20 protein-coding genes are annotated in these 19,082 nt (G+C 70.9%); 7 read left to right on the top strand and 13 right to left on the bottom strand.

Annotated features, from left to right (window positions below):
- The first annotated feature begins 62 nt into the window (after window positions 1–62).
- Together xseA and ACTIMO_RS08900 are read left to right on the top strand one after the other, a co-directional pair.
- Window positions 63–1,385, top strand: coding sequence for an exodeoxyribonuclease VII large subunit (gene xseA, locus ACTIMO_RS08905; RefSeq protein ID WP_448182185.1), 1,323 nt, complete (start codon window positions 63–65; stop codon window positions 1,383–1,385).
- A gap of 118 nt (window positions 1,386–1,503) precedes the next feature.
- Window positions 1,504–1,740, top strand: coding sequence for an exodeoxyribonuclease VII small subunit (locus ACTIMO_RS08900; protein ID WP_055768492.1), 237 nt, complete (start codon window positions 1,504–1,506; stop codon window positions 1,738–1,740).
- 320 nt (window positions 1,741–2,060) lie between these two features.
- Here the strand turns inward: ACTIMO_RS08900 and ACTIMO_RS08895 are convergent, their stop codons facing one another.
- The 9 genes from ACTIMO_RS08895 to ACTIMO_RS08855 all read right to left on the bottom strand — a co-directional run bounded on the left by ACTIMO_RS08895 (window position 2,061) and on the right by ACTIMO_RS08855 (window position 11,320).
- Window positions 2,061–2,897, bottom strand: a complete 837-nt coding sequence (locus tag ACTIMO_RS08895; RefSeq protein WP_422390306.1) for a formate/nitrite transporter family protein — start codon at window positions 2,895–2,897, stop codon at window positions 2,061–2,063.
- A gap of 61 nt (window positions 2,898–2,958) precedes the next feature.
- Complete coding sequence (locus tag ACTIMO_RS08890) at window positions 2,959–3,813, bottom strand: PPK2 family polyphosphate kinase (protein ID WP_448182184.1); 855 nt, start codon at window positions 3,811–3,813, stop codon at window positions 2,959–2,961.
- 46 nt (window positions 3,814–3,859) lie between these two features.
- Window positions 3,860–5,077 (bottom strand): pyridoxal phosphate-dependent aminotransferase, encoded by a 1,218-nt coding sequence (locus tag ACTIMO_RS08885; protein WP_152812134.1) that lies wholly within the window; start codon window positions 5,075–5,077, stop codon window positions 3,860–3,862.
- An 89-nt stretch (window positions 5,078–5,166) separates the two neighbouring features.
- On the bottom strand, window positions 5,167–6,129 hold the full coding sequence (locus ACTIMO_RS08880) for a glycine betaine ABC transporter substrate-binding protein (protein WP_448182183.1): 963 nt from the start codon (window positions 6,127–6,129) through the stop codon (window positions 5,167–5,169).
- Window positions 6,126–6,878 carry an ABC transporter permease gene (locus ACTIMO_RS08875; RefSeq protein ID WP_191931554.1) on the bottom strand — a complete coding sequence of 251 codons (753 nt, stop codon included), beginning with the start codon at window positions 6,876–6,878 and terminating at the stop codon, window positions 6,126–6,128. Before ACTIMO_RS08875 ends, ACTIMO_RS08880 begins: the two co-directional genes overlap by 4 nt.
- A complete protein-coding gene (locus tag ACTIMO_RS08870) occupies window positions 6,878–7,585 on the bottom strand; it encodes an ABC transporter permease (protein ID WP_422390309.1) in 708 nt (235 codons plus the stop codon). The genes ACTIMO_RS08875 and ACTIMO_RS08870 overlap by 1 nt, the downstream gene beginning before the upstream one ends.
- 2 nt (window positions 7,586–7,587) lie before the next feature.
- Window positions 7,588–8,706, bottom strand: coding sequence for an ABC transporter ATP-binding protein (locus tag ACTIMO_RS08865; RefSeq protein ID WP_055768481.1), 1,119 nt, complete (start codon window positions 8,704–8,706; stop codon window positions 7,588–7,590).
- 302 nt (window positions 8,707–9,008) lie between these two features.
- Window positions 9,009–9,986, bottom strand: coding sequence for an N-acetylglucosamine kinase (locus ACTIMO_RS08860; protein WP_448182182.1), 978 nt, complete (start codon window positions 9,984–9,986; stop codon window positions 9,009–9,011).
- 92 nt (window positions 9,987–10,078) lie between these two features.
- On the bottom strand, window positions 10,079–11,320 hold the full coding sequence (locus ACTIMO_RS08855; RefSeq protein ID WP_448182181.1) for an MFS transporter: 1,242 nt from the start codon (window positions 11,318–11,320) through the stop codon (window positions 10,079–10,081).
- Window positions 11,321–11,489: 169 nt separating this feature from the next.
- Here ACTIMO_RS08855 and ACTIMO_RS08850 point away from each other — a divergent pair, with 169 nt between their 5' ends.
- On the top strand, window positions 11,490–11,972 hold the full coding sequence (locus tag ACTIMO_RS08850) for an Lrp/AsnC family transcriptional regulator (RefSeq protein ID WP_200914776.1): 483 nt from the start codon (window positions 11,490–11,492) through the stop codon (window positions 11,970–11,972).
- A gap of 61 nt (window positions 11,973–12,033) precedes the next feature.
- Complete coding sequence (locus tag ACTIMO_RS08845) at window positions 12,034–12,906, top strand: metal-dependent hydrolase (protein WP_448182180.1); 873 nt, start codon at window positions 12,034–12,036, stop codon at window positions 12,904–12,906.
- Window positions 12,907–12,978: 72 nt separating this feature from the next.
- Here ACTIMO_RS08845 and ACTIMO_RS08840 read toward each other — a convergent pair whose 3' ends face one another.
- The 4 genes from ACTIMO_RS08840 to galU all read right to left on the bottom strand — a co-directional run bounded on the left by ACTIMO_RS08840 (window position 12,979) and on the right by galU (window position 17,045).
- Window positions 12,979–14,343 (bottom strand): phosphotransferase, encoded by a 1,365-nt coding sequence (locus tag ACTIMO_RS08840; protein WP_448182179.1) that lies wholly within the window; start codon window positions 14,341–14,343, stop codon window positions 12,979–12,981.
- Window positions 14,344–14,427: 84 nt separating this feature from the next.
- Window positions 14,428–15,414 (bottom strand): hypothetical protein, encoded by a 987-nt coding sequence (locus ACTIMO_RS08835; protein WP_422390313.1) that lies wholly within the window; start codon window positions 15,412–15,414, stop codon window positions 14,428–14,430.
- Between the two features lie 92 nt (window positions 15,415–15,506).
- The gene (locus ACTIMO_RS08830) at window positions 15,507–16,136 is read right to left on the bottom strand and encodes a GNAT family N-acetyltransferase (protein WP_055768463.1); all 630 of its coding nucleotides are present in this window, start codon (window positions 16,134–16,136) and stop codon (window positions 15,507–15,509) included.
- A gap of 6 nt (window positions 16,137–16,142) precedes the next feature.
- On the bottom strand, window positions 16,143–17,045 hold the full coding sequence (gene galU, locus ACTIMO_RS08825; RefSeq protein WP_448182178.1) for a UTP--glucose-1-phosphate uridylyltransferase GalU: 903 nt from the start codon (window positions 17,043–17,045) through the stop codon (window positions 16,143–16,145).
- A 56-nt stretch (window positions 17,046–17,101) separates the two neighbouring features.
- Between galU and ACTIMO_RS08820 the strand changes: the two genes are divergently transcribed.
- The 3 genes from ACTIMO_RS08820 to ACTIMO_RS08810 all read left to right on the top strand — a co-directional run bounded on the left by ACTIMO_RS08820 (window position 17,102) and on the right by ACTIMO_RS08810 (window position 19,076).
- Window positions 17,102–17,743, top strand: coding sequence for a 5-formyltetrahydrofolate cyclo-ligase (locus tag ACTIMO_RS08820; RefSeq protein ID WP_448182177.1), 642 nt, complete (start codon window positions 17,102–17,104; stop codon window positions 17,741–17,743).
- Between the two features lie 81 nt (window positions 17,744–17,824).
- The gene (locus ACTIMO_RS08815) at window positions 17,825–18,178 is read left to right on the top strand and encodes an FmdB family zinc ribbon protein (protein WP_448182176.1); all 354 of its coding nucleotides are present in this window, start codon (window positions 17,825–17,827) and stop codon (window positions 18,176–18,178) included.
- A 286-nt stretch (window positions 18,179–18,464) separates the two neighbouring features.
- Window positions 18,465–19,076 carry an RcpC/CpaB family pilus assembly protein gene (locus ACTIMO_RS08810; RefSeq protein ID WP_235498676.1) on the top strand — a complete coding sequence of 204 codons (612 nt, stop codon included), beginning with the start codon at window positions 18,465–18,467 and terminating at the stop codon, window positions 19,074–19,076.
- The last annotated feature ends 6 nt before the right edge of the window (window positions 19,077–19,082 follow it).

Below are 19,082 nucleotides of genomic sequence, written 5' to 3'. Positions count from 1 at the left end.
ATGATAGCTGCCGCTCTCCGACCGGGAACGGCGCGCCGGACCACCAGGAGGACAGGACACCGATGACGAGCGAGCACGTGCGGGCACCCGCACCCTCGGCCGGCGCAGCTTCCACGGTGCCCGCGACGGCGGCGGAGACCTCCCCTGATGCGCCATGGCCCCTGCATCTGCTGTCGGAGAAGCTGAAGGCCCATATCGAGCGTGCGCCGGCTGCGTGGGTCGAGGGCCAGGTCATCGAACTCAACCGCCGTGCGAGCATGTGCTACATCACCCTCCGCGACGTCGATTCCGAGGTCTCCCTCTCCCTCTCCGTCTACGGAACCGTCATGGACCGTGTGTCCTCCCCGCTCGAGCGCGGCTCGCGCGTCGTCGCACGGCTCCGGCCGGATTTCTGGGTGAAGACGGGCCGCCTCTCGATGCAGACGATCGATATCAGACCGGTGGGCATCGGTGACCTCCTCGCACGCATCGAACGCCTGCGCCAGGCGCTGGGGGCGGAAGGGCTCTTCTCCCCGGCGCGCAAGAAGCCGCTGCCGCTGCTCCCGCACCGGATCGGCCTCATCACGGGGCGCGATTCGGATGCCATGAAGGATGTGATGCGCAACGCCGCGCTCAGGTGGCCCGCGGTCGAGTTCGAGGTCAGGGAGGTGGCGGTCCAGGGCGTCAGCAGCGTCGCGCAGGTCTCCGCCGTGCTGGCCCAGCTCGACGCCGATCCGCGCGTCGACGTCATCATCATCGCCCGCGGTGGCGGAGCGCTCGAGGACCTGCTGCCCTTCAGCGACGAGTCTCTCGTCCGCGCGGTCGCGAAGGCTTCGACGCCCGTCGTCAGCGCCATCGGTCATGAGGCGGACCGCCCCCTGCTCGACGAGGTCGCCGACCTCCGGGCCTCCACACCCACCGACGCCGCGAAGCGTGTGGTGCCCGACGTGACCGAGGAACTCGGGCGCATCCGTCAGGCGCGCGGAGCACTCGAGCGGTCGATCAGGGTCCTCGTGCAGCGCGAAGGCGAAAGCCTGGCGAATCTCCGGTCGCGGCCTTCGCTCGCGAAGCCGGAGGGAATGATCGATGTCCGGGAGGCCGACGTCGGGCGCCTCCGCTCCCGGGCACTGCGCTGCACCACGGCGGCCGTGGAACGCGAGGCCGACGCAGTCCTCCACCTCCGCGAACGGGTCAGGTCCCTGTCTCCCCAGAAGACGCTCGACCGCGGCTACGCCGTCGTGCAGACTGCGGCCGGACACGTGGTGACCGACCCCTCGGAGGTCACCGCCGGCGATACCCTGCGGGTCAGGGTGGCGGGTGGGCGCTTCGGCGCGACGGCGACCGACGAGGCGGAGGGTGCAGCGGCTGGAGCGACGGACCGCAGAGCGTCCGGCGGTCCGCCCTGACCCTGCTCCGCCACGAAGGCCAGGAAGACCAGGAAGACCAGTACGACCTGCCACCCGGCGCACGGCGGGTGGGACCAGGACCCCGACCACTGCACGGCGACACGACGAGGAACCCCAGATGACAGAGAGCACGACGTCGGCCCCCGACCCCGCAGCGGTGGACACGCTGTCCTACGAGCAGGCACGGGAGGAACTCGTGGCAGTCGTGGCCAGGCTCGAGGCGGGCGGCGTGAGCCTCGAGGAGTCCCTGGCCCTGTGGGAGCGCGGGGAGGCACTCGCCGACCGCTGCGAATCCTGGCTCGAAGGCGCGAAGGTCCGCCTGGCAGCTGCCCGGGACAGGGCCGAGGGACAGTAGCGCCCGCATCAGCGATCCTGCCGATCCGATCGATCCGATCGAGCCGATCGATCAGATGACCACGAGGCCGGACGGCGACGTGGTCGCGGCGACCTACGACCTCGTCGCGCAACGCTGGAGTACAGCTCGGCCCGTGCCCGGTCCACGGCGCTGACGGGTGCGGTGACGGGTGCGTCCGTCCGGTCCATGCCCGGCCCAGAATCCGCCTCCTGAAACCCGCCTCCCGGATCCGTGTACCAGCGCGGGACGGCATGCGGTCCGATCCGGTCCATGGACGCGGTCGGGTGCGCGGTCGGGTGCGCCGGGATCCGGCGGGCCGGCTAGGTGCTGTGCGGCGCGTCCGGATCGGTCGGGGCGCGCTGACGGCGTTCCTCGATCAGCTCCTTGCTGCGGACCAGCCGCAGCAGTGTCACCAGCACGAGGCCGCCCAGCATGTTGAACAGCAGGGTGTACCCGAACCAGCCGAGCCACTGGCCGTAGGTGATGTCGGCGCCCGAATGGATGGCGCCGAAGATCAGCAGGGAATCCAGGATGGAGTGAAAGAGCTGGAGCCCGGCCAGCAGGAAGCCGCCGATCATCGTGGCGACGATCCGGGCGACGTCGTCGTCGGTGCCCTGCTGCATCCGGCTCATGAGGGTGATGGTGCTGCCACCGAGGACTGCGAGCGCCACGGTCTGCAGGGAGAAGGGCGCGTCGACGTAGTGGTGCGCGCTCTCCGAGACCGTCTCCGACCACTGCGGGAACGCCTGCATGATGATCCAGACGAACACCCAGCCGCCCGCGAGGTTCGCGACGAGGGTGCCGCCCCAGAGCTTGGCGAGCTGGACGACGCTGCCCTCCTTCGCGACGACGGCGGCCACCGGAAGGAGGAAGTTCTCCGTGAACAGCTCGCTGTGCGCGAGAAGGAGGGCCACGAGGCCGATACCGAACGCGAGTCCAGCGAGCAGCTCGTTGCCAGTCTCGTGGAGTACCGCGAGGTAGGCCATGATGCCGAGCCCGATCTCGAAGCCACCGAAGACCCCGGTCACGAGGATGTTCCTCATGGTGCGGTGGAGACGCTCCGCGCCCTCGATCACCGTGTTGTCGAAGGACTCCTTGAGTTCGTCCTCGACGGGCGCATCCGACTCACCGAGTTCTCGCCGGCGTTCCTCGCTCATGGTGCCCGTCCGTCCTTCGTCGCCCCGCTCCCGGAGGAAAGTCCCGCCCGGCAGTCAGCAGTCAGGTGGCGGCGAGGCGCTGCTTCTCGGCCTCGACGTCGAACGTGGCGCGCGGCCAGCTCAACTGCATGTCCTCGAGCGTAGCGGTCAGCAGCCGCTGCACCGCGAGCCGGGCGTACCACTTGCGTTCTGCGGGAACCACGAACCAGGGGGCCTCAGGGGTGCTCGTGCGCTCGACCGCGCGTTGGTAGGCCTCCTGGTACTGGTCCCAGTACCCGCGCTCGTCGACGTCGCCCGGGTTGTACTTCCAGTACTTGTCCTTGCGCTCGAGGCGCTCGGCGAGCCGGGCCTTCTGCTCGTCCCTGCCGATGTGCAGCATGACCTTCAGCACGCGCGTCCCGGACGCCGCCACCTCCGTCTCGAACCGGCGGATGGCCCCGTACCGCTTCTCGATCTCCTCCGCGGGGGACAACCCACGCACCCGATGGATGAGCACGTCCTCGTAGTGCGACCTGTCGAAGACGCCGATCATGCCGGGCCGCGGGAGCTGGTGCCGGATACGCCACAGGAAGGAGTGCTTGCGCTCCTCCTCGCTCGGCGCCTTGAACGCATGGTGCTGGACGCCCTGCGGATCGACGAGCCCGACGACATGGCGCACGATCCCGCCCTTGCCCGAGGTGTCCATCCCCTGCAGGACGAGCAGCACGGCGATCTCGCTGCCGGCCCGGCTCTCGGCGAACAGCTTCTCCTGCAGGGACGAGAGGACCTCCCCGCCGTCCGCGAGCGCCGCGGCACCCTTCTTCTTCCCGCCGTCGAACCCGGGGGTCGAGTGCGGGTCGACGGCGGCGAGGGAGAAGTCCGGCCCCGCGAGGAGGAGCCTGCGCATCTCGTCGGCGGTATCTGCTGGTGGCACCATGGGTCCTCCTGGGATGGGGCGGGACAGGCTGTCCGCTTGCCGGCTGTCAGGGCTTGTAGGTGGAGAGGAAGTCGGCGAGCCGGCCGATCGCGTCCTCGATGACCTCGACGCTCGGGAGCGTCACCATGCGGAAGTGGTCCGTGTTCACCCAGTTGAACGCGCTGCCGTGGGAGATGAGGATCTTCTGCTGCTTGAGGAGATCGAGGGCGAACTTCTCGTCGTCCTTGATCGGGTACACGTCGGGGTCGAGCTTCGGGAACAGGTAGAGAGCTCCCTGCGCCACCTCGCAGCTGACGCCGGGGATCGCGTTGAGCAGCTGCGCCGCCTTGTCGCGCTGCTGCTTCAGGCGTCCGCCCGGCAGGATCAGGTCGTTGATGCTCTGGTACCCGCCGAGGGCCGTCTGGATGGCATGCTGCGCGGGGACGTTCGCGCACAGGCGCATGTTGGCGAGCAGGTTGATGCCCTCGATGTAGTTCGCGGCGTCCCGCTTCGGGCCGGAGATCGCCATCCAGCCGCTGCGGAACCCGGCGATCCGGTAGGCCTTGGAGAGACCGCTGAAGGTCAGGCACAGGACGTCGTCGCCCGCCACGGACGCGGCGTTCACGTGCACCGCGTCGTCGTACAGGATCTTCTCGTAGATCTCGTCGGCGAACAGGATCAGCCCGTGCTCGCGGGCGAGGCGCACGATCCCCTCGAGGACGGGCCGGGGGTAGACGGCACCCGTCGGATTGTTCGGGTTGATGAGCACGATCCCCCGGGTGTCCGGGGTGATCTTCGAGGCCATGTCCTCGAGGTCGGGCCACCAGTGGTTGTCCTCGTCGCAGAGGTAGTGGACCGGTGTGCCTCCGGCCAGCGCCACCGATGCCGTCCACAGCGGGTAGTCGGGGGTGGGGATCAGCACCTCGTCGCCCGCGTTGAGCAGGGCCTGCATGGACAGCGTGATGAGTTCGCTGACGCCGTTGCCGAGGTAGACGTCGTCGACGTCGATGGAGTTGATGCCGCGGCCCTGGTAGTACTGCACGACGGCGGTGCGCGCCGAGAAGATCCCGCGGGAATCGCTGTAGCCCTGCGCTTTGGGCAGGTTGCGGATCATGTCCACGAGGATGGCGTCCGGTGCCTCGAACCCGAAGGGCGCCGGGTTGCCGATGTTGAGCTTGAGGATGCGGTGGCCCTGGGCCTCCATGGTCATGGCGTGCTCGAGCAGCGGCCCCCTGATGTCGTAGAGGACGTTCCGGAGCTTTTCCGACTGCTTGTAGGTGGCCATTGGATCAGGATGCCACAGCAGGGGCCCGGGACGCGGCATGGCGATGCGCGTCCCGGGCCCCTGCTGTCCACGGGCAGGAAGCTCCCGGGCTAGCCGGCGAGGCCCTTGTCGGCCAGCCAGTCGGCGGCGGCGTCAGCAGGGCTGCGCTTCTCCTCGCCGCTGACCTCGCGGTTCAGGGACAGCAGGTCCTCGGTGGTCAGCTGCGCCGACACCTCGTTGAGGACGTTCTGCGCCTCCTCGCTCACCGTCCCGGTGTTGATGAGCGGGAGGACCTGCTGGGCGATGAAGTTGTTCTCGGGGTCCTCGAGGACCACGAGGTCGTTGTCCTCGATGGACGGCGTCGTCGTGTAGATGTCCGCCACCTGGACGTCGTCGTTGAGGAGCGCCTGGAGCGTGAGCTCACCGCCGCCGTCGTTCAGGGCTTCGAAGCTGCCCGGCTCACAGCCGTACTTCTCCTTCAGGCCCGGCAGACCGTACGAGCGCTCCTGGAAGGTGCTCGGTGCACCGAGGGTGATCTCGCCGCAGACCTCGGCGAGATCGGCGATGGACTCCAGCCCGTACTCCTCGGCCGTGGCCGCCGTGACGACGAGCGCGTCCTTGTCCTCGGCCTCGCTGGGCTCGAGGACACCGAGGTTCGCATCCGGGGACTTGGCCGCGAGGGCGTCGGGAAGGGCTGCCATGATCTCCTCGGCCGAGGCGGCCGTCGCCTCGGTGTCGGCGAGCAGCAGGAGGTTCCCGCTGTACTCGGGGATGACATTGATGGAGCCGTCCTCCATGGCCTGGTAGTAGATCTCGCGCGAACCGATGTTCGGCTTGGTGGTCGCTTCGACGCCGGCGGCGTTCAGCGCGCCTGCATAGAGCTCCGCGATGATCTGGCTCTCCGGGAAATCAGCTGAGCCGACAACGATGGACCCTTCGGGCCCTGCGCTCTCTGTCTCCCCCTGGGGGTCGCTGTTGGCACCGCAGGCAGTCAACGCCAGCATGGCCGTCAGGCCGCCGGCCAGTCCCATCATGGCGCGCCGAGCGGCGCGCGGGTGTGACAGGTTCTTCATGTTGTTCCTCCTTGTGCACTGGCTACGGCCTCTTGCCGGCCAGATTCCTTCAGCGGTCCCGCGGGCGGCTGCGTGGCCCGCAGCCCCGGGGAGATCGCAAACTTTTGGATGAGGGCCATCAGGCCGTCGACGGCGATCGCGAGGACCGCGATGATCACGGCACCCCCGAAGAGCCGGCCGTTGTCGTTGATCTGCGTCCCTTCCACGAGGAACACTCCCAGGCCGTCCGCCTTCGCGTAGGCGACCACCGTAGCGGTCGCGACCACCTGCAGGATCCCGGCGCGGACGCCGCCGATCATCACCTGGAGACCGTTCGGCACCTCCACCCGGAAGAGGATCTGCCACTCGGTCAGCCCCATGCTGCGGGCGGCGTCGACCACGGTGCGGTTCACCGAGGAGATCCCGGCATACACGCCACTGAGCACCGGTGGAACGGCCAGCAGCACCAGGGCCCAGACCGAGGGCAGCACCCCCCGGTAGAAGAGCAGGGCGAAGAGGAACACCATGCCGAGGGTGGGGAGCGCCCGGAGGATGCCGATGCCCGAGACGATCAGCACCCGGCCACGGCCGGTGTGCCCGACGAACAGGCCGAGCGGGATGGCGATGGCGCAGGCGATCAGCATGGTCAGGCCGACGTAGCCCAGGTGCTCCAGGACGCGCATCGGGATCCCGCGGGAGCCGCTCCAGTTCACGGGATCCGACAGCCACTCGCCCATCTGGACGAACAGGTTGCTGCTCGAGTAATCCATCAGGCGGCCACCGTCCTCGCCTCGAGGGCCGCAGCCCGGGCGGTGCGGGCCGGGGTGGCGCGCGTCCACGGTGTGAGGACCCGCTCCAGCAGCACGAGCAGGAGATCGAGCACGAGGGCGAGCAACAGCGTCACGAGGATCCCGACGGCGATCTGCTCGGGATAGTTACGCGTGAGGCCGTCGGTGAAGAGGCGGCCGAGGCTCGGCACCCCGATCAGCGCGCCCACGCTCACCATCGAGATGTTGGTGACCGAGATGACCCTCACGCCTGCGATGAGGACCGGTACGGACAGGGGCAGGTCGACGGTCAGGAACCGGCGCAGGGGCGTGTAGCCCATCGCGACGGCGGCCTGCCGGACGCCGTCGTCGATCGAGTTCAGCGCGTCGACCGTGGAGCGCATGAGCAGCGCGACCGCGTAGATGGTCAGGGCGACGACGACGTTCACCATGCTGAGGATGCTCGTGCCGAGCACGAGGGGCAGGAAGACGAACATCGCCAGCGACGGGATGGTGTACAGGAGCGACGACGCCGTCAGCATGACGGCACCCGCCGGACGGTTGAGGCGGGCGATCTGCGCGAGGGGCACGGCGATGAGGACCCCGAACACGATCGGCAGGATCGACTGGACGAGGTGGTTCCCGGTGAGCTCACGCAGCAGGGCCGCGTTGGCGGGGATGTACTCGACGATTCCCTGGACCCAGTCCATCCCTACACCGCCGTGTTGTGGTCGGCGCGTCCGCGGTCGAGGCGGGCGCGCTCGATGAGCTCGAAGACCTCGGCGGCCCGGACCACACCGATCGCGCGCCCGTCGTCGTCGACCGCCACCCCGAGGCCCGACGGCGACGAGAGGGCGGCGTCCAGCGCTCGGCGGAGCGTGTCGCCGCGGGTGTAGAGCGATCCTCCCGGCACGGCGTCGGCCTGCGTGGCGATGCTGCCGCGGGTGGCCTGCGGGACCCAGCCGTGGGGGCGCCCGTCGGCGTCGACGAGGAGCGTCCACGCCGACCGCACCGACACCGTCGGGTCCGCGAGCTGATCCACCTCGATGGTCTCGATCGGATGCACCGTGACGTGGTCCCCCTGCTGGAAGGAGAGGTGCCGGAATCCGCGGTCCCGCCCCACGAAGCCGGCGACGAAGTCGTCGACGGGCGCCCGGAGGATCTCCTCGGGCGCAGCGAACTGCGCGAGGCGGCCCCCGACGGCGAAGACGGCGACCTTGTCGCCGAGGATCGTCGCCTCGTCGATGTCGTGGGTCACGAAGACGATGGTCTTGGCCAGGTCCCGCTGCAGGCGCAGCAGCTCCTCCTGCAGCTCCGCACGGACCACGGGATCCACGGCGCTGAACGGCTCGTCCATGAGCAGCACGGGAGGGTCAGCGGCGAGGGCGCGCGCCACGCCGACGCGCTGCTGCTGGCCGCCGGAGAGCTGCCCGGGGTAGCGGCGCCCGAGCTCCGACGCGAGGCCGACGACGTCGAGCAGTTCCGTCGCGCGCGCCCGCGCTTCCGCCCGGGGCACCCCGTTCAGGCGGGGGACGGTCGCGATGTTGTCGATGACCGAGCGGTGCGGCATCAGACCGGAGGACTGCATGACGTAGCCCATGGAGCGGCGGAGTTCGGCGGCCTTCTGCAGGGCGACGTCCTGCCCGTCGAGGAGGATGGTGCCCGACGTGGGCTCGACCATGCGGTTGATCATGCGCAGCGACGTGGTCTTGCCGCAGCCGGACGGTCCCACGAAGACCGTGATCCTGCCCCGGTCGATGTCCATGCTCAGGTCGTCGACGGCGGGTCGGCCGCCGTCGTAGGTCTTGGTGATGCCGTTGAACCGGATCATGGGGAGCGGGCCGGACGATTGCTCTAGGGATGTCATGGCAGCTGTGCCTTTCCGGGCAGGAGCTTCTCGGCCGGGCTGCGCCCGCGGGTCCGCACGAGGTACGGGTCCGGCTTGCCGTCTGGATGGTCACTGGGCGGGGCGCGCAGCGGTCAGTTCAAGCTGTCGGAAGTTCTGAGTCTAACCCTGACTTCGGAGCGGACAAGACCGCATATGGGTCACGGGTCCATCACGTCGGCACCCGCGCCACGGCGGGCCCGGCGGCCCGATGACGGGTTTCCGGGCGGTCCGTCGGCTGCCGCGGGTCAGCGCCCGGCCCGGCCGCCGTCCGCGACGAGGAACTGCACGCCCATCACGGGGTCCCGGTCGAGGAAGACGACGTCATCGATGCCGCGGTCGGAGAACCGGTGCCGGAGGCGCGCCTGGAGGTCGGGCTGGTGCATCGCGAGCCCGCCCCCGAGGACGACGGGACCCGGCAGCCCGATGACGTCGACGACGTCGAGCACGAGCTGCGTGAGGTCCTCCGCCGCGCGGTCGATGATGCCACCGGCCTCCGTGTGACCGGTCCGTGCGGCGTCGAACACGGCACGCGACTGCGCAGCCCAGTAGGTCCGCCCGGCACCCGAATGGAACAGCCCGATGAGTTCGGTGGGCGTGGCGACCCCGTTGAGTGCGAGGACCGCGGCATCGAGGTCGTCGGGCTGCTGACCGGCGTCGTGGCGGTGCAGGGTCCGCCGCACGGCCTCGCGGGCCACCCAGTAGCCGCTGCCCTCGTCCCCGAGGAGATATCCCCAGCCCCCCGAGCGGGCTTCCCGGCCGTCCCCGTCGACGCCCCAGGCGACGGAGCCCGTGCCGGCGATGACGGCGATGCCGGTCCTGGCACCGCCGGCCGCCAGGATGAGCCGCGTGTCGTGCACGACGTCGATGGCGGCGCCGGGGGCGTGCGGACGGATCAGCCCACGCAGCCGTTCGGCGTCCTCCGCGGTGTCCACTCCCCCGGAGCCTGCGACGACCTGCGCCACGTCCGCGCCTCCGGCCGGCGTGAGCTCCAGGAACAGCTCCGCCAGGTTCCGCGCGGCATCGTCGGGCGTCACGTTCTGCACGTTGGCGCTGCCCGCTCGTGCCTCGCCGACGAGCACGCCGTCGGCCCAGAGCGCTCCATGGGTCTTGGAGCCGCCGATGTCCAGTCCCACGACCAGGGACGTGGTCGGCTCCGCCGAAGGGCCGGCCTCCCCCGGGCCCGATGACTGGGGGGTGGAGGGGGCGTTGGGGATGTCAGGCATGGCTACAGCCTACAAAGCCGCGGTGGGGTGCCCCGTCGCCCCGGCAGGCTGCCGACCCGTCCCGGGCACCGGTCGCTCCCGGACCGTAAGGGTCAGCGGGGTCGCCGCAGGCGTACCGCGAGGGACACCACGGCGAGGACGGCGCAGACCGCGGCCACCAGCCCCGCGAACACCGTCACGGACGCTGTGAGCCCCCAGCTGCCCGCTGCGGCGCCGAGCCCGAGCACGGGGACAGCGCTGCCCAGGTAGGTGATGACGTACACAGCGCTGATGGTCTGCGCGTGGTGCGCCGGGTCAACGCGGACGGACACCTCGTTGAACACCACCCGGAAGGCCATGCCCTGTCCGAATCCGGCGACCACGCAGGCCCCGACCAGCAGCGGGAGGCTGCCGGTCGACTGGGCCGCAGGGAGCAGGCCGACACCGAGCGCCATCCCGGCGAGTCCCACCGGGACGACGAAGCGTCCGCGCGGCGACAGCAGCTGGCTGACGGCCGAGGACCCGAGCACGAGCGCCGCGAGGAGCCCGATCAGTGGGCGCGACTGCGTGCCGGCGATGTCCGCGAACCAGGTGGGAGCCAGGCTGAGGGTGAATCCGAAGACCGCGAAACTGAGGAAGCCGACGCTCGAGGCCGTCCAGAACGCCCGCCGGGCCTCTGCCGACACCGCCGGTCGGCGCGGCCGGAGTACCGCGAGCGGATTGTCCCCGGCGGCCGGTTTCACGGCCGGGCGCGCACGCAGCAGCACGAGGGGGATGAGCAGCGTGGCCAGGACCCCGAGGTAGATCACGAAGGGCGTCCGGGTCGGTGCGGGCAGGAGGGAGAGCAGGCCGCCGATCACCGGACCCGCGGCCACTCCCCCGGCGGAGGCCATCAGGGTGAAGCGCGACGCCCAGTCGGGCCGGGAGGGCAGCAGATCGCGCAGGGCCGCCGCACTGGCACCGGTGGCGAGGGCGACGGCCGCACCCTGGAGCACCCGACCGGCAGCGAGCATGGGCAGCGAGGTCGCGGCCGCGAACAGCGCGGCTCCCAGCAGCCCGAGGACGACGGCCACGACGAGCGCCGCCCGCCGGCCGATGTGGTCCGACCAGTGGCCCGCGAGGACGAGACCGGTGATCAGCGCGAGGACATAGGAGGCGAAGGCCACGGTGACGGCGAAGGGCGTCAGGCCGAGGTCCGCCTGGATGAGCGGATAGATCGGCGTGGCGAGGTTCGCGCCGATGAGGAGGGTGGAGATCACCGTCACGGCGAGCCCGAGGCGGACCGCCAGCGAGGCATCCCAGCTGCGGCGCTCGACCGTCGCCGGTCTCATCCGCAGCTCATTGATGACGCTCATCCCACCACTTCTCCTCGCGCACACGCGCCCAGCGTAGGCGCCTCCCGGGGCAGCGGTCTGCCCGGACTTCTATAGGATGAGGTCCACTGCACTCCCTGTGACGTCGCTGCATCCGTTTTTGAGCGGCGTGCGCAACGGGGACGCCGGCGACTGACGGGAAGTGAGCTACATGAGCAAGCTGGACACCCTCGATCTGCGCCTGCTGCTCGAGCTGGTCCGTGACCCCCGGGCGCAGGTCAGCGAGCTGAGCGACCTGCTCGGGGTGGCCCGGAACACGGCCCAGGCCCGCATGCGCCGGCTGCTGCGCGCGGGGGCGCTCCGCCCCGGGGGCCGGGAGCTCGACCTCGAGGCGCTCGGCTACGACGTCGTCGCCTTCATCACCATCGAGGTCGCGCACCGCGAGCTCGACGGTGTGATCGCCGGGTTGAGGACCCTCCACCAGGTACTCGAGGTGCACGAGATCTCCGGTCGCGGCGACGTCTGGTGCCGCGTCGCAGCCACCGACACCCACCAGCTGCAGGTGGCGCTGCGCTCCGTCCTGCGGATCAAGGGCGTCATCCGCACCGAGACGGTGCTCGCCCTGCACGAGCACATCCCCTACCGCACCGAACCCCTTCTCGAGCGGCTGGTACAGCAGCCGCCCAGCGCCTGACGCGCGCTTCCCCGACCGTCGCGACGCACCCGCGCCGCCGCCCACCCCTCCAGGAGCTCCGATGACCCTCCCCCGCCACGACACGCTCGTGACCTACCCCTCCGGCGCCGTCGACTCGACGGCGCGCGTGCTGCACGTCGAGATACGCGACGACGGCCGGCGGGTGGTCCTGCTCGACACCACGGCCTTCCATCCCGTCGACTCCGCCTGGCCTGACCAGGGACCGGACCGCGGCGTGCTGGCGGGCGCCGGGAGCGTGTGGGAGGTGAGCGACTGCGTGGTCGGAGCCACCGACGGCACCACCCTCCATCTCGGCGCCGAGTCGCCGGTCCGGAAGGGGACCGAGGGCTGGGCGTTCGTCGTCGTGCATGTCCTGGCCTCGGAGTCGACACCCGCGGAGGGTGACGACGTCGTGGTGCGCGTCGACGCCACGCACCGTGCCGCCGTGTCCGCGGGCCATACGGGCTGCCACCTGGCGTCCCTCGCCCTGAACCGGGCTCTCGCCGGCCGGTGGAAGAAGGACGTCACCGTGGATGCCCTCGGCGCCCCGAACTTCGACGCCCTCGCGATCGACACCACCGTGATCGGCGCGTTCGGTTCCCGGGACCGCTACCGGCTGGGCAAGTCGCTCCGGCGGAAGGGCTTCGGCGTCGAGGACCTCGACCCGGCGGCGATCGCGGCGACCGTCAACGAGACGCTCGCCGCGTGGACGGCGACACGCGCTCCCATCAGTATCCGCAGCGACGGCGGCGGCCTGACCGATCGCCGCTACTGGGTGTGCGACCTGCCGGGCGAGCGCGCCGAGATCCCCTGCGGCGGCACGCACCTCACGTCCCTGGCAGGCATCGGCGTCTCCGTCCGACTGGACATCGAGGAGGCGGACGGGACACCGGTCCTGCAGATGGACACCAGGGTCACCCGGGCGCAGGCCTGACCGGGCACCCCTCGTCCCGTCGGCCGACGGGCCCCTGCCGCCCACGGGCTGCAGGGACGGCTCCTGCGGGCGTCAGGTCGTCCCGCCGCGGCGCCGCGCTCCCAGGTCCTCGGCCTCGGAGAGGAAGCGTTCCGCCACCGCCAAGCGCGATCCGGCCTCGCCCAGCCCCTCGTCCGGCACGGGGTACCTCCCGGTGGGCGTGCCTGTCCAGATCCCCGCTCCGGTCCCTGCTTCCGTGCCCGCTGCCGTCCCCGCGCCCTCCCCGGCCACCGACGCGGCCCGTCGCCGTGCGCCGGCGACCAGCGTGAGGCTGACCGCCGCGGCTCGGCTGCGCAGGGCTGCCGGGTCGACGTGGCGCTCGAAGGCATCGGTGAAGCGCAGCAGTGCCTCCGGAACCTCCGTGTAGCCCTCGTGGAGTCCCGGCAGGACGGCCAGGTGTCCGAGGAAGCACGCGAGGTCGTCGACGAGCCGACCGGGCCCCAGCGCGTCGACGTCGAGCAGCCCCGACACGAGACCGTCGCGGATCAGCAGGTTCCCCTCGTAGAAGTCCCCGTGCGTGGGAACCAGCGGGCCCGCCGCGGTGGACCGGACGGCGCCATCGATGCCGGCGGCGACCCTCCGGATTCGGTCCGCCTCCGAGGGGAGGGCGGCCACGGCGCCTTCGGCGTAGTCGAGCACCCTCGCGGACCACGGTGCGCGGACAGGCAGGGACATCACCGCTGCCGGCAGCGACGTGAGGACCCGGACCAGCGCGTGCGGGTCCACCTCTGCGGCTCCGTCGGTCATCAGGAGATCGGCGAGCGGCCTGCCCGTCGCCGGACGCATCGCGATGACGTCCTGGACGGGCTCACCGTCGAGCACAGGAGCCGGTACCCCCGCCTCCTGCAGGAGCCGGTGGCGCTCCGCCAGGGGTGCTGCGGCGTTGCGCCGGAGTGCCTTGAGGTACCGGCGGTCCTCTCCGTTCTGCACGTGGACGACGGCACGGCGGAGGGGCCGGTAGCTGCGGAGGTCGAGCACGGTGTCGCGTGGGTCGTGGCTGCTGCCGAACGCCAGCGTGGTGGCCCGTCCGACGTCGAGTGCGAGCGGCAGTCCCGGCACACGGGGGTCGGCCGGATGGATCCACGCGAAGAGCGTGTCCGCGTCGCGCCGGTGGATCACCCGGACCTCCTCACCCGGCTCCCGGAGGGTGCAGGAGGTGATGCAGGCGTACCCCGGGGCCGGCGTCGCGCGGGGACCGCCGCGGTGGCCGGGGGCGACAGACGCGACGACCTCGATCGGGAACACACCCGTCACCCCGGCGCCCGGTCGGTGATGGAGGGATCCCGGCTGCCACGAACGAAGGTCCCAGCCACGGTCCGCCAGGAGGTCACGCAGGATGTCTCCCGGCACCTCGGAACCCAGGAGCACCAGCGTCTCCTGCTCGCGGGTGATCCGCACATCGCGGGCCCTCACGCGCCGGCCGCGATCCGGCTAACGCAGGCACGGGCCGCGGAGGCGACCACCCGCTGGTCCCGGCACCGGTCAGGCGCGCCGTCGCTGCAGCACGTCATCGAGGTTGATCCGTCCGGTGGCCGGTGCACGATCCGCGGAAGGGTCCGGGGCCTCGGCGGACCGGGCCGCCGCTTCGGCCGCCTTGATCGGCGTCCTCGACGACGGCTTCGGCGCCTCGGGAAGGTCGAGCGGCGCGGGCGCCTGGCGCTCGACCTTGGCCGCGTCCACGTAGGTGGGGCGGGGCAGTTCGACCGGAGCCCACGCGGCACCCGTGGTGCGCTCGTTCTCCGGGAGAACGGAGCCCTCGGCCTCCTCGGCCTCCGGCCGGATGTCGACGACAGTCGACCCGTGCGCGACGGCGAGGGCGGCGGTCCGCAGCTCCATCGCCGTCAGGACGCGGACCTGCGTCTCGTCGGCGTCGAACAGGGCGGTCGGACGTCGCGGAGCGGGAACGACGGACGCCGCAGGTGCCGTCACGGCAGCATCGGGGCGGACGGGAGCCATGGCCTCGGCGAAAGCACGGTCCACCCGCGCACGCCGACTGCGGAGGGCGAGTGTCCTCAGGGTCACGACGGCGGCCGCGGCCACTGCGACGCCGATCAGGGGCGTCGCCACGGGAACGAGACCGAGCACCGTCAGCACGAGCGTGACGGGGACGGACAGGAGTGCGAGTGCGCCGACCAGGGCCACGCAGAGGCGGCCCCAGTGGACGGAGCCGAGTCCCACGCGGGCCGACCGGGCGGCGCCGTCGGAGTCCGCGAAGGCGCCCGTGGTGGTGCCTGCGGTGGTTCCTGCGAAGTCGGCCTGGGGCGCTCCCTGGCCGCGGTGCCGGTCATCCTGAAACGCGCTCATCGTCATCACGGTCTTCCTGGAACGTGTCGTCCCGGCGTTCGTCACGGGGAGGGGGTGTGCAGCGAGGTCCGGCACAGCCCTCCGGAGGAGGAAGGGCGCCACCCAGACGAGCCAGAGACCGACGATCGCGACGAGCACCAACGAGCTATCCAGGGAGAAGACCACACTCAGAACGGTAGGAGCTTTCGGGTCCTCCGTGCAGCATTGGGACCGGTGTGTCGGGCCCTAATATGCTGCCCGGGGAATTCGACGGCGCCCTACTGGCCCCGGGACCGCAGGGTTTCCAGCCACGGCATCAGCAGTCCCCGCGGGACCTCCTCCTCCGTCAGCGCGAAACTCCGGTGATCGGCCCACTCCCCGGCGATGTGCAGGTAGCGCGGGCGGAGCCCCTCATCGCGAAATCCCAGCTTCTCGACGACCCTCAAACTGGCGCGGTTCTCCGGGCGGATGTTGATCTCCATACGGTGCAGGCCCAGGTCCCTGAAACAGAAGTCGGTGGCGAGAGCCACCGCCGTCGGCGCCAGCCCCCGGCCGGCGCGGGCGGAATCCACCCAGTACCCCAGCGTCGCCGACATGGCCGAACCCCACGTGATGCCTGAGACCGTCAGCTGTCCGACGAGCCGCGCATCGCGCGAGCCGGGCTCCTGCTCGGTGATGAGGAACGGCAGGGAGGAACCAGCCCGGGCCTGCGCGGTCAGGGACCGCACCATCTGGTGGTAGGTGGGGAGGAACCCCTCCGGGTCCGGATTCGACGCCTCCCACGGCGCCAGCCAGCGCGCGTTGCGATGGCGCAGCGCCGTCCAGGTTGCCTTGTCCCGATGGCGGATGGGCCTCAGGACCAGGGACCCGGTCCTGAGCGTCACAGGCCAGCCGAGCGCCGACCACATGGCGTGCTAGTCCGAGATGCTCGAGCTGAAGTCCTTGATCCAGGCGCGGAGATCGGGGCCGAGGTCCTCGCGCTCGGAGGCCAGCGTCACCACGGCCTTCAGGTAGCTGAGCTTGTCCCCGGTGTCGTAGCGGCGACCGCGGAAGACCACTCCGTACACGCCTGACCCTTCGCCCTCGGCAGCGGCGAGGGTCTGCAGGGCGTCGGTCAGCTGGATCTCGTCCCCGCGTCCCGGGGCCGTCGTCTCGAGGACGTCGAAGACGCGCGGGTGCAGCACGTAACGGCCGATCACGGCCAGGTTGGACGGCGCATCCTCCACCGCCGGCTTCTCGACGAGCTGGTTCACCCGGACGTGGTCCTCGCCGTCGATACCCGTGATGTCGGCGCAGCCGTACGCGCTGATCTGCTCGGGATCCACCTCGATCAGGGCGATGACCGATCCACCCGTCTTCGCCTGCACCTCGATCATGGTCTCGAGGAGGGCGTCACGCTCGTCGATCAGGTCGTCACCGAGGAGGACGGCGAAGGGCTCGTCCCCCACGTGCAGCTTGGCACGGAGCACCGCATGGCCGAGACCCTTCGGGTCACCCTGCCGGAGGTAGTGGATGTCACCGAGCTCGGACGGACGGCGGACGGCGGCCAGCTTCTCGTGGTCCCCCTTGGCCTCGAGTGTCTGCTCGATGAAGGGGACGCGGTCGAAGTGGTCCTCGAGCGCTCGCTTGTTCCGCCCCGTGATCATCAGGACGTCCGAGAGGCCGGCGTCGACGGCCTCCTGGACCACGTACTGGATGGCGGGCTTGTCCACGACGGGAAGCATTTCCTTCGGCATCGCCTTGGTTGCAGGAAGGAAGCGGGTCCCCAGGCCGGCCGCAGGGATAACGGCCTTCGTCACGCGTGATCGCAAAGTCATGGCACCACACTACATAACAGGCGGCCGATCGCCGGTTGGATGAGCACAATGGTGGAATGACGCTTCTCCCAGGTGATACGGCCAAGGCCAGGCTGCGCTCCGCGCTCCAGACCGCACGGGCCGACCTCGAGCCCGGCGACCGGCGCGCACAGTCCGTGGACCTCGCGCGTGTGGTGGCGGATCACGCCGACGGGCTGCTGCACGGTGCCGGGGCCCGTTCAGGACCTCGCCCCCTGGTCACGGCCTACCTCGCCGGCGACCCCGAACCCGACACCGCTCCCCTCCTCGCCGAACTCCGGGCCCGTGGGATCGACGTCGTCCTGCCCGTCTGCGATCCCGGCTACCGCCTGTCCTGGGTGCTGTGGTCCCCTGACATCGCAGTGGAGCGCTCGGTCCGCGCTCCGGTGCTGGAGCCCGTCGGGCCGCGACGCGCCTTCGGGGATCTCGCCGGCGTCGGACTGATCCTCGTTCCGGCCCTCGGCGTCGACCGCTCCGGGCACCGCGTCGGACAGGGCGGCGGCTACTACGATCGCTTCCTGGCCGAGGTGCCGTCAGCCGTCCCGCGGTGGGGTGTCGTCTACCGCTCGGAGGTGCTGGCCGACGGCGTCATCCCGGTCGAGCCCCATGACCAGCGGCTCGACGGGATCTTCACCGCGGACGGGCCGCTGTACGTCCGGCAGTCGGGTGCAGCGGTGTAGACTGGCACTCGCCCCCGGAGAGTGCCAGCGACAGTCGCACCGAGCCATCCGGGGACCACGACGCTCGCCAGGAGGAACTCCATGCCCATGTACGCCTACGCCTGCAAGGACTGCGGCCACGCCTTCGACATCCAGCAGTCGTTCACGGACGACTCACTTACGGTCTGCCCTGCCTGCGGCGGAGCGCTCCGCAAGAAGTTCAACAGCGTGGGCGTGGTCTTCAAGGGGTCGGGCTTCTACCGCAACGACTCCCGCTCGACCGCGACGAGCACGGACGCCGGGACGACGGCGGCACCGTCCTCCTCGACGTCCTCCACCCTGGACTCGTCCGCTTCAACCTCCTCGTCCTCGTCCTCGTCCTCGTCCTCGAAGGCGACGCAGACCGCGAAGCCGGCGGCCTCCTCGTCCGGCGGCGGGACCGCAGCGGCCTCCTGACCTGACGCACCGGCACCGCGGCATCGACCGGCCGCGTGTCCGTACCACCTGCTCTCCCCGGCTTCCCGTCACGCGCGCGCACCGCCCGGCATGGCGGGCCTGCCTGCACGATGTCCGCACGGTGCCTGCACAACTTCCGCATCGGCGCGCAGCCTCCGTTGCCCACATAGCCCGGCACGCACCACCGCCTCGGGACCATCCCGCCTACGGTCGGTACATGGACCGCTCCGGCCGCCCCCAGGGCCCACCCCTCCGCTATCGCCTCCGCTATCGTCTCCGCAGGAGCGTGCACCGACACAAGAGGCTCTTCGCGGCGCTGCTGTTCTGTGCGGCGGCAGGCGTGGCCGTGGAAGCGGCGGTGGGTCAGGACTACCCGACGACGGCGGTGGTCACGGCAACGCGGGATCTCGCCGTCGGCACGGTCCTCACGGATGCGGACATCGCCGTCGTCCGCCTGCCCGAGGAAGCACTCGCCGTCGGCGCTGCCACCACCACCACGCAGGTCCTAGGTCGACAGGTCGCCGCGCCGGTGTCACTGGGTGCGCCGGTGTCCCGGACGTCGCTGATCGGCGAGGGACTCCTCACCGGCACCCCGCCCGGGACGGTCGCGGTGCCCCTCCGACCGGCCGATCCCGCCGTGGTGCGACTCCTCGCGCCGGGGCAACTGGTCGACGTCATCCTGCGGACGGGTGACGGGTACGAGTCCGCCGCTGGATCGACGGTCCTCGCGCGATCCGTCGCCGTGCTCTGGACGGACGCGGGCGGCGACGTGGGCGGCTGGCCCGGAGCGGGCGACGAGGCCGGACTCGTCGTGGTGGCGGCATCTCCCCAGACCGCTCTCGACCTCGCCGGCTCGTCGAGCGCCGGCGACGTCCATCTGGTGCTGACGGCTCCATGACCGGGT

It is taken from the genome of Arthrobacter sp. CP30, assembly GCF_053470025.1.
The sequence above is the reverse complement of the archived record's forward strand: the minus strand, read 5'-3'. Positions and strand labels throughout refer to the sequence as shown.

Coding starts and splice junctions, on each gene's coding strand:
- xseA (WP_448182185.1), top strand. CDS start 63: ATGACGAGCGAGCACGTGCGGGCACCCGCACCCTCGGCCGGCGCAGCT.
- ACTIMO_RS08900 (WP_055768492.1), top strand. CDS start 1,504: ATGACAGAGAGCACGACGTCGGCCCCCGACCCCGCAGCGGTGGACACG.
- ACTIMO_RS08895 (WP_422390306.1), bottom strand. CDS start 2,897: ATGAGCGAGGAACGCCGGCGAGAACTCGGTGAGTCGGATGCGCCCGTC.
- ACTIMO_RS08890 (WP_448182184.1), bottom strand. CDS start 3,813: ATGGTGCCACCAGCAGATACCGCCGACGAGATGCGCAGGCTCCTCCTC.
- ACTIMO_RS08885 (WP_152812134.1), bottom strand. CDS start 5,077: ATGGCCACCTACAAGCAGTCGGAAAAGCTCCGGAACGTCCTCTACGAC.
- ACTIMO_RS08880 (WP_448182183.1), bottom strand. CDS start 6,129: ATGAAGAACCTGTCACACCCGCGCGCCGCTCGGCGCGCCATGATGGGA.
- ACTIMO_RS08875 (WP_191931554.1), bottom strand. CDS start 6,878: ATGGATTACTCGAGCAGCAACCTGTTCGTCCAGATGGGCGAGTGGCTG.
- ACTIMO_RS08870 (WP_422390309.1), bottom strand. CDS start 7,585: ATGGACTGGGTCCAGGGAATCGTCGAGTACATCCCCGCCAACGCGGCC.
- ACTIMO_RS08865 (WP_055768481.1), bottom strand. CDS start 8,706: ATGATCCGGTTCAACGGCATCACCAAGACCTACGACGGCGGCCGACCC.
- ACTIMO_RS08860 (WP_448182182.1), bottom strand. CDS start 9,986: ATGCCTGACATCCCCAACGCCCCCTCCACCCCCCAGTCATCGGGCCCG.
- ACTIMO_RS08855 (WP_448182181.1), bottom strand. CDS start 11,320: ATGAGCGTCATCAATGAGCTGCGGATGAGACCGGCGACGGTCGAGCGC.
- ACTIMO_RS08850 (WP_200914776.1), top strand. CDS start 11,490: ATGAGCAAGCTGGACACCCTCGATCTGCGCCTGCTGCTCGAGCTGGTC.
- ACTIMO_RS08845 (WP_448182180.1), top strand. CDS start 12,034: ATGACCCTCCCCCGCCACGACACGCTCGTGACCTACCCCTCCGGCGCC.
- ACTIMO_RS08830 (WP_055768463.1), bottom strand. CDS start 16,136: ATGTGGTCGGCGCTCGGCTGGCCTGTGACGCTCAGGACCGGGTCCCTG.
- galU (WP_448182178.1), bottom strand. CDS start 17,045: ATGACTTTGCGATCACGCGTGACGAAGGCCGTTATCCCTGCGGCCGGC.
- ACTIMO_RS08820 (WP_448182177.1), top strand. CDS start 17,102: ATGACGCTTCTCCCAGGTGATACGGCCAAGGCCAGGCTGCGCTCCGCG.
- ACTIMO_RS08815 (WP_448182176.1), top strand. CDS start 17,825: ATGCCCATGTACGCCTACGCCTGCAAGGACTGCGGCCACGCCTTCGAC.